This window comes from Anoxybacillus kestanbolensis (assembly GCF_001996285.1).
Classification (GTDB): domain Bacteria; phylum Bacillota; class Bacilli; order Bacillales; family Anoxybacillaceae; genus Anoxybacillus; species Anoxybacillus kestanbolensis_A.
In genome coordinates, this window is the sequence record NZ_MQAD01000030.1 from 1 (window position 1) to 8,289 (window position 8,289).

General features: G+C 39.1%; 8 protein-coding genes. 7 read left to right on the top strand and 1 reads right to left on the bottom strand.

Translation table 11 applies throughout. The features are described from left to right. The first annotated feature begins 121 nt into the window (after window positions 1–121). From BO219_RS13035 to BO219_RS13050, 4 genes are all read left to right on the top strand, one after another. Window positions 122–751: a 4'-phosphopantetheinyl transferase family protein gene (locus BO219_RS13035; RefSeq protein ID WP_077429843.1), complete on the top strand. Its 630-nt coding sequence runs from the start codon at window positions 122–124 to the stop codon at window positions 749–751. A 429-nt stretch (window positions 752–1,180) separates the two neighbouring features. After that, the gene (locus tag BO219_RS13040) at window positions 1,181–1,405 is read left to right on the top strand and encodes a hypothetical protein (RefSeq protein ID WP_077429844.1); all 225 of its coding nucleotides are present in this window, start codon (window positions 1,181–1,183) and stop codon (window positions 1,403–1,405) included. Next, the gene (locus tag BO219_RS13045) at window positions 1,405–3,081 is read left to right on the top strand and encodes a DUF5050 domain-containing protein (RefSeq protein ID WP_077429845.1); all 1,677 of its coding nucleotides are present in this window, start codon (window positions 1,405–1,407) and stop codon (window positions 3,079–3,081) included. Before BO219_RS13040 ends, BO219_RS13045 begins: the two co-directional genes overlap by 1 nt. A gap of 105 nt (window positions 3,082–3,186) precedes the next feature. Next, window positions 3,187–3,936 carry a FixH family protein gene (locus tag BO219_RS13050; protein WP_077429846.1) on the top strand — a complete coding sequence of 250 codons (750 nt, stop codon included), beginning with the start codon at window positions 3,187–3,189 and terminating at the stop codon, window positions 3,934–3,936. Window positions 3,937–3,987: 51 nt separating this feature from the next. On the opposite strand, the gene adhP is transcribed toward BO219_RS13050, so the two are convergent. Then, complete coding sequence (gene adhP / locus BO219_RS13055; RefSeq protein ID WP_077429847.1) at window positions 3,988–5,001, bottom strand: alcohol dehydrogenase AdhP; 1,014 nt, start codon at window positions 4,999–5,001, stop codon at window positions 3,988–3,990. A gap of 266 nt (window positions 5,002–5,267) precedes the next feature. Here adhP and BO219_RS13060 point away from each other — a divergent pair, with 266 nt between their 5' ends. From BO219_RS13060 to BO219_RS13070, 3 genes are read left to right on the top strand one after another with little or no spacing between them, the layout of a single operon-like run. Continuing rightward, window positions 5,268–5,996 carry an ABC transporter ATP-binding protein gene (locus BO219_RS13060; RefSeq protein ID WP_077429848.1) on the top strand — a complete coding sequence of 243 codons (729 nt, stop codon included), beginning with the start codon at window positions 5,268–5,270 and terminating at the stop codon, window positions 5,994–5,996. After that, window positions 5,993–7,021, top strand: coding sequence for an ABC transporter permease (locus tag BO219_RS13065; protein WP_077429849.1), 1,029 nt, complete (start codon window positions 5,993–5,995; stop codon window positions 7,019–7,021). Before BO219_RS13060 ends, BO219_RS13065 begins: the two co-directional genes overlap by 4 nt. Window positions 7,022–7,035: 14 nt before the next feature. Beyond that, window positions 7,036–7,692: a TetR/AcrR family transcriptional regulator gene (locus BO219_RS13070; protein ID WP_077429850.1), complete on the top strand. Its 657-nt coding sequence runs from the start codon at window positions 7,036–7,038 to the stop codon at window positions 7,690–7,692. Window positions 7,693–8,289: the final 597 nt, after the last annotated feature.

An 8,289-nucleotide genomic window follows, 5' to 3' on the forward strand; every position in this document is an offset into this window, starting at 1 on the left:
CCTATTCACAGCCATTTAGGTTACAGAACTCCACAAGAAGTAGAAGATCAAGCACGTCAGTCAGCATAACGAGTTAACTTTTTTCTGTCCAATATATTGACTCAGGTCCAAGGTGTTTGGGATGTTGGATGTATATATATTTAAAGACTGGAAGTTTTGCGAAAAAGAAATGAATGAGAGCATCATCACCAATCAAGAACGGAGGTATATACAGAATTACGGAAATGGTAGAGAATCTATACTTTCTTTGCTTTTAGTAAAGTCTGTTTTAGGAAAAGTCGAAGTTTGGAGAGATGAAAGGGGGAAACCTTTTTTAGTAAATGATGAACGATTTGTCAATTGGTCTCATAATGAAGATTATTGGGTATTGGCGGTTAGCAGAGAAGGACCTGTTGGTGTGGATATTGAATCGCTAGGTATAGATTATCAAGAAGAGATGTATGGTTGGATTTTACATGATGAGGAAAAAGAACGAATGAAACAGGGGGTGAAATTCTCTGAAATATGGACAAGGAAAGAGGCCTATGTGAAGTATCTGGGGTTGGGAATGAATGAAGAGATGAATAAGTGGAGTTCTTTTGATAAGGATTTTATAAAGTCTTTTAAATTTAAGAATGCTGTTATTAGTGTATGTGCTGAAAAGATTGACAAGATCAATGTATATGTAGACGGGTATATAACAGAGGACGGGGAGGAGATCCATAGCGAGGTTCAATGGTATAAGTTTCGTAGAAAAAACAGGATGATCTAATAGATTCAAGTTGAGTTTCCGACACATCACATCATGAATAGAAGACCGCTTTTCTGCCGTAGGCGGCAAGATTTTTCTTGCCGCCCCGGCATGCTAGAAGCATGCCGATTCCGAACGTAAAACGCATGACAGACAAATTCATTTGTCTGATGGCGTTTTCGTTCGGAGAAGTGGCAGAAAAGCTTGTTTATGTCCGAAAATTAAATAGATCCACATACGAATATCTGCCTTATGGAGGTAGGACAGATAATTTTTTATGCAGGCGTATTGCAAAAAGCATAATGGATACATAAATACACATCAAAAATCACCACCTTGGTGGAGATCATATATAGTGATCACCAAGTTGTAGATAAATTTGGAAATAAAAAATTTAAAAAGTAAAATCCCTTGTAACTCAAGTTTTTTTCCTCTTCCAAAGGAATTTAAATGAAAAATGTAAAATACTTATATCCAACTACATATATTGCAGTAGTTGCGGTGAAACAAAATGATATTCTCTTGTACCTTATAGGAGGAGGGATCTTCGGCTTTTTCTTAGGAACCGTGCCTGAAGCAGGAATCTCTACCTTGTTAGGAGGTATTCAGGCCGTATTAGTTGCGATCTTTAGCCAGTTATCAAACATTTTGAAAAAGATGGAGGATAAAAAGTAGTGAAGCACCAAGATCCAAACGGCATAGAACCGATTATGAAAGATCTTGGCAACACATTCTTGCAAAAAATCATAAGGGAGAGAATCATGAAAAGGTTAACAAATTATGCACATGTGATAAGTTTGGTTGTTATGGTTCTGTTGTTTTCCCCATCATCAAAACAAGCGCAGACGAACTTATTATTTGATGAGCGTTTACATGGAAAAATTGTGTTATTCGTTGACAGTCCAAAGGCATATGTGAACAATGAAGTGGTTCAACTCGACTCAGGAAATGAAAATGTTGTTCCCCTTATTAAGAATGAACGCATTCTTGTGCCCATTAGGTTTATTTCTGAGAATCTAGGTGGAGAGGTGTCTTGGAAGCCAGAAAGGGAATCGATCGTTATTATCCATGCAGACAATTATATTGAGTTAACGATTGGAGATAAATTTATGGGGATTAACGGTATGGCAAAAGAACTAGATACCTCTCCTGAAATGATTTCAGGAAGAGTCTATTTGCCTTTGAGAGCCGTTGCTGAGGCTTTAAGTAAACAAGTTTTTTGGGAGAATGGACTGATTATTATTAGTGAACATAAGTTTGAAAAAGAGGGGAACGAAGATTTAATCAGCAGTTTAATAGCTTTGTTAAAGGTGGAAAAGCCAGTCGTTCAAAAACCAGTCGTTCAAAAACCGCAGCCACCCAAAGATCAATATCCTGTCATGTTGGAAACCAAAGGACCAGGGACTGCGCTTCTAAATGGAGGGTACGTGTATTACAACGATGGATTTGCTTTAGGGAATGGGCTTTATAGGTTTCCATATGGCAATGAAAAAAGTAAAAAAATCTTAACGAAAGATGCGACTGCATCTATGAATATTCAAGGTGATTGGATTTATTATGTTGTACCTAATGCATCAGGTTCGTCGGAAAATAAAAACCCGATTAAAAAAATCAAGAAAACAGGTTCCAAACCGGTTACGATTACCAAAGATGATCCAATAGTGGAAATGGTTGTTGATGGTGAATGGATATATTATACTTCCTTTAAGCATGATAAGAAAAAAGTGACATTAAACAGAATAAAGACGAATGGAACGAGCAAAAAAGTTTTATTAGAGAACTACTATGACTATGATAATCGTAATATAAGCGATTCTAAAAAAGGGGATATTCGGAATATTCATGTCCATAAAGGATATATTTATTTTCTGCGGCTCATTCCATGCGGATATGGAAAAGAGTGTAGTCGAATATACCGCATGAAAACAGATGGTTCGGGCATGGGGGTTATAAACAAAGAAGAGTACGCCGTTCGAATGCAAATTGCCAATGGGAAAATCTATTATAGCCGCTTTCCTGAGGAGTTAAGAGATGATCGAACGAGCCCGGCACCTATTGATCTTTATACCATGACCTTAAACGGGAAAAACCCTACGAGAATAAGTAAGAATGTGGCCGGTTATGAGATTTACTTTATTGAAGAGTATAAGGTTCATGGGGATTGGATTTATTTTGGTCTCGATTATGTGTATAAGATGAGAACGGATGGTTCTTTTGTCACAAAGCTTACCGACGAAGTGAGAGCTCCTTTTCGTTTTAATGTGGTTGGGGAGTGGCTATATTTTCGAACGACTACAAACGCGCATCGTGTCAAAATAAATGGCAAAGGTTACGAGATGTTGCATTGGTAAATAAAAAATTGTATAAATAAGGAAGCGATCATCAAAAATTATCATGAGGTAGGTCATGATCCAAAATGTTGCATCAGTCTCAGCGTGAAACGGAGGACGTCATTCATGAAAAAATGGGTCTATTTCATTTTATGTTTAGGGTGGTTAACCGCGTGTTCAATGAATGGAAAAAGTGAGCCGGCTCCATCCAAACCGACCGCACCAATTGAGGTTACATTTAAAACCATCCCTGAAGTCATTCAAGCAAATCAGCCGACTACCCTTCAGGTTGTGGTTAAACAAGGAAATGATGCAGTAGAGGATGCAAGTGATGTTCAATTTGAGGTATGGAAAAAAGGACAAGAGAAACATCAAATGATCCCTGCTAAACATCAAGGAAAAGGGGTATATGCTGCTGAAAAGACGTTCGACAGTGAAGGGATTTATTTCGTCACCTACCATGTAACAGCAAGAAATATGCATAGCATGAAACAAGTGGAACTTACGGTTGGAGAAATCAATAAAAACGAGCAAGAAGAGGGCAAGGATCCAGCAGCACAGAACCAATCCGACCATTCCCATGATCATCATGGATTAACAATCCAGTTATCACCAACGGAAACAGGTAAAGATCAAAACACCGTATTCAAAATCAACGTGCAACACGAAGGAAAACCTTTAACGAATGCTCATGTAACGTTGGAATACTGGACTGGACAAGAAGAGAAGCATACCTATGTTGATGCGAAGGAACAGTCAGCAGGAGAATATGTAGCGAATATAAAACTGTCGAGCGTTGGAGACTATCATTTCCGGGTTCATGCTATCAAAGGCGAGTTACATGATCACAAAGTCATTCATGTTCACGTGAAATGATAAAACGAATGAAAAGAGGGTGACCGATCGGGGTCACCCTCAAAACGTTTATTAGTCTACTTTTAATACAACGCGACCGTTAATTTGTCCTTTTAGCATGCGATCGAAGACTTCGTTGATTTTTTCGAGCGGTTGTACTTCAACAATTGTTTTAACTTTTCCTTCTGCGGCGAATTGAAGCGCTTCTTGTAAATCTTTAAGAGTACCAACAATGGAACCGATGATTTTAATGCCGTTTAAGACTGTATCGAAGATTGGTACAGGCATTTCTTCTGGTGGCAATCCAACAAGCACGCACACTCCGCCGCGACGGATGGATTTATAGGCAGATTCAAACGCAGGTTTAGAAACTGCTGTGACAACAGCTGCGTGCACACCGCCTACTTTTTCTTTCATAAATTGGGCTGCATCTTCTTTTAGAGGGTTTACAACAAGATCCGCGCCAAGTTCTTTTGCTAATTCGAGTTTTTCATCGCCTAAATCAACAGCGACAACGTTGAGTCCCATTGCTTTCGCATATTGCACAGCAACGTGGCCAAGACCGCCAATTCCGTAGATCGCTACCCACTCGCCTGGTTTAGCGCCAGTCACTTTCAATGCTTTATATGTTGTAACTCCAGCACAGAAAATTGGAGCGGCTTCTTCAAATGATAAATTATCTGGAATTTTTACAACATAATCAGCAGCAGCACGGCAATATTCTGCATAGCCGCCATCAACGGAATAACCAGCGTTTTGTTGTTGTTCGCATAATGTTTCTTGTCCGCTTAAGCAGTAATCGCAATGTCCGCAAGCAGAATATAACCAAGGAATACCCACGCGGTCACCGACTTTTAAATGAGTGACGCCTGGTCCTACTTCTTCAACAATTCCTACCCCTTCATGTCCAGGGATTAACGGAAGTTTTGGTTTGACTGGCCAATCGCCATGTGCAGCATGCAAGTCAGTATGGCATACGCCGCATGCTTTAATGCGAACTAATACTTCGCCGTAAGAGATGGTTGGTTTTTCGACTTCTTTGATTTTTAAAGGTTCTTTAAATTGTTCGACGACAGCTGCTTTCATTGCAATTCCTCCTAGTTGATAGGGAATTATTTACTGCATAAATTATTTGCTGTATCTGCATGAAATTATTACTACATCTGCATATAAAAATTTACCATGTCTAATGTATGTGAAAAAGATCGCATAGACGATATTCAAAAATGTGTAAAAAACATTTGAAAAAAGTGTTAAAAAATAAAAAAACTACTTGAAAACGTTTTATTCATTGCTCAAAATCAGCTATAATGAAAGTGAGTAATCACTCACAAAAAAATGGGGGAATGAAGATGTCCAAAGAAGTTTGTATTCGAGTAGAAAACGTATCGAAAAGTTTCGGGAAAAAGCAAGTCATCCAAGATGTCACGTTCGAGATTTATAAAGGGGAAATTTTTGGGATGCTCGGTCCATCAGGGGCAGGGAAAACAACGATTGTCAAGATGATGGCAGGGATTGATGAAGCGAGCAAAGGAACGATTTTTGTGTTCGATACAAAAATGCCCCATTTACAAATGATGAAACGAATTGGGTTTATGGCGCAGTCGGATGCGTTATATAACGATTTAACCGCATTAGAAAACTTACAATTTTTTGCGATGATTTATGGATTAAAAGGATCAAAGCAAAAGAAACGAATCGAAGAAGTAGCTGAGCTTGTCAATTTAACGAACGATTTAAAAAAGCCTGTTCATGCGTATTCAGGGGGAATGAAACGACGTTTATCGCTTGCAGTTGCGCTTCTTCACAACCCGGATTTACTCATTTTAGATGAACCGACGGTAGGAATTGATCCTGTGCTTCGTCAAGCCATTTGGGAGGAATTACGACGGATCCAAGAAAAAGGAACGACGATTGTTGTCACGACTCATGTAATGGACGAGGCGGAGAAATGCCAGCGCCTAGCGATGATTCGAGATGGGCGTCTGATAGCGGTTGGAAGTCCGGAAGATTTGAAAAAAGAAACCAATTCTCGAACGATCGAAGAAGCCTTTTTATATTTTGGAGGTGCGCGCGCATGAGAATTCAAGCGATTGTGATTCGAATTATTCGCCAATTTTTTCGCGATAAACGGACGCTTGGATTAATGGTTTTTGCTCCGATGTTTGTGCTGCTTTTATTAAACCTTATTTTTAATGGGGAAGAGTATAAAGCAACGATTGGAGTAGATGAAACGGTTCCGTCCGTCATGGTAGAGAAATTGGAAAAACAAAACATCACTGTTCAAACATTGACAGCGAAAGAAGCGAACCGCCAACTTGAAAAACAACAACTGGATGCATCTATCGAGATGGATGGTCAAACGTTAAACGTGAAGCTGGAGGGAAGCGATCCTACGGTCAATAAAGCCGTCATGGCATCGATTCAAAAAGCGTTTCAACCATTAGCACCACAAGCGCAATCGATTCAATTAAAAACGACGTATTTGCACGGTTTTGAAGATATGGAGTTATTCGATTACTTCGGTCCTGTTTTGATTGGCTTTTTTATTTTCTTTTTCGTTTTCTTAATCGCAGGTGTATCTTTCTTGCGCGAACGTACAAGCGGAACATTGGAGCGTTTGTTGGCCACTCCGTTAAAACGTTGGGAAATGGTCGTTGGGTATATTATCGGCTTTGGGATTTTTGCAACGCTTCAAGCCAGTTTGATTTCTTGGTTTGCGATTGATATTCTTGATATGGTCATGGAAGGCTCATTCTTTTATGTTTTGCTTATTACGTTTTTATTAGCGATGACCGCTTTAACGTTAGGAACATTGCTGTCGGCATTTGCGAATAACGAGCTGCAAATGTTGCAGTTTATTCCGCTCGTGGTTGTACCGCAAATCTTTTTTTCCGGCTTATTTAATTTAGATACGATGTCCGAATGGCTTCGTTCCCTTAGTGTCGTGATGCCGTTGAAATATGGGGCCGATGCGCTTCGGGAGATTATGATTCGCGGAAACGGATGGAATGCGATTGCAAACGATGTATATGTCTTGCTTAGCTTTTCTTTCCTCTTTGCTATACTGAATGTAGTCGCCTTGAGAAAATATCGAAAGTTGTAAGGGAGAAATGGTTGATGGACGAACAACAATGGATTGCAAACTTGTTAAAAGAAAACGACCGAGACGCGAAGTTAACCGAAAAACAGATAAAAATTTTACAAGCAGCGGTTGAAACGTTTGCGGAAAAAGGGTATGCTTCTACATCAACAAGTGAAATTGCGAAAAAGGCAGGGGTAGCGGAAGGCACGATTTTCCGTCACTACAAAACAAAAAAAGATTTGCTGTTAGCCATCGTTATTCCGACATTAACAAAAGTGATTGTTCCGACTGTGGCAAAAGAATTTGCCAAAGATGTATTTGAAAATCAATACGAAAGTTATGAAGATTTTTTGCGAGCGTTAATAAAAAATCGATATCATTTTATCAAAAAAAACTTGCCGCTTGTGCGCATTTTTTGGCAAGAATTCGCCTTTCATCCAGAAATAAAAGAAGAATTTCAAAAGGCATTTACAGAAAACGTTTATCAACGATTTAAAGAAATGGTGGAACAGTTCCAAGAAAAAGGCGAAATTGTTGAATTGCCTACCGCTTCCATTATTCGCATGACGATCACCACCATTGGCGGTTTTTTCTTGACTCGTTTTGTGATTATGCCAGAACATGAGTGGGATGATGAAGTAGAAATCGAACGCACGATTCAATTTTTAATGAATGGATTACGGAAAAGATAAATCTCCCGCGAACCATGCGGGAGATTCTTTTATTATTTCTCGTTCATTTTCGCGGATTGATTCCTTCGTTCGATCGGCTCCTGATTAAAATAAAGCGAAGACTTCTATTTAATGTAAGGCAAAAATTAAGAAAAACTATATGAGTCTCCGACATATCTCATCATGAATAGAAGACCGCTTTTCTGCCATAGGCGGCAAGATTTTTCTTGCCGCCCCGGCATGCTCGAAGCATGCCGATTCCGAACGTAAAACGCATGACAGACAAATTCATTTGTCTGATGGCGTTTTCGTTCGGAGAAGTGGCAGAAAAGCTTGTTTATGTCGGAAAATTAAGCTTATCATATATAGATGTTGAATTCACTATAAATATAGTATAAAATTTCTAAATATGTTTACTATTCGCTTATTTTTTTGATATATATACATCCAAATTGGCATTTTAACCTCTGATTCACACAGCACACCCCATGCGGCGTAACACCTCATCCGGGTGTTGTAGAACGTACTGTTCAAAGCGAGTAATGGATTGGGCAATGTCATTTTGATCCTTGTGAAAAACGTTGGCAATCACTTCATCTTTCAACCACTTCCACAGCA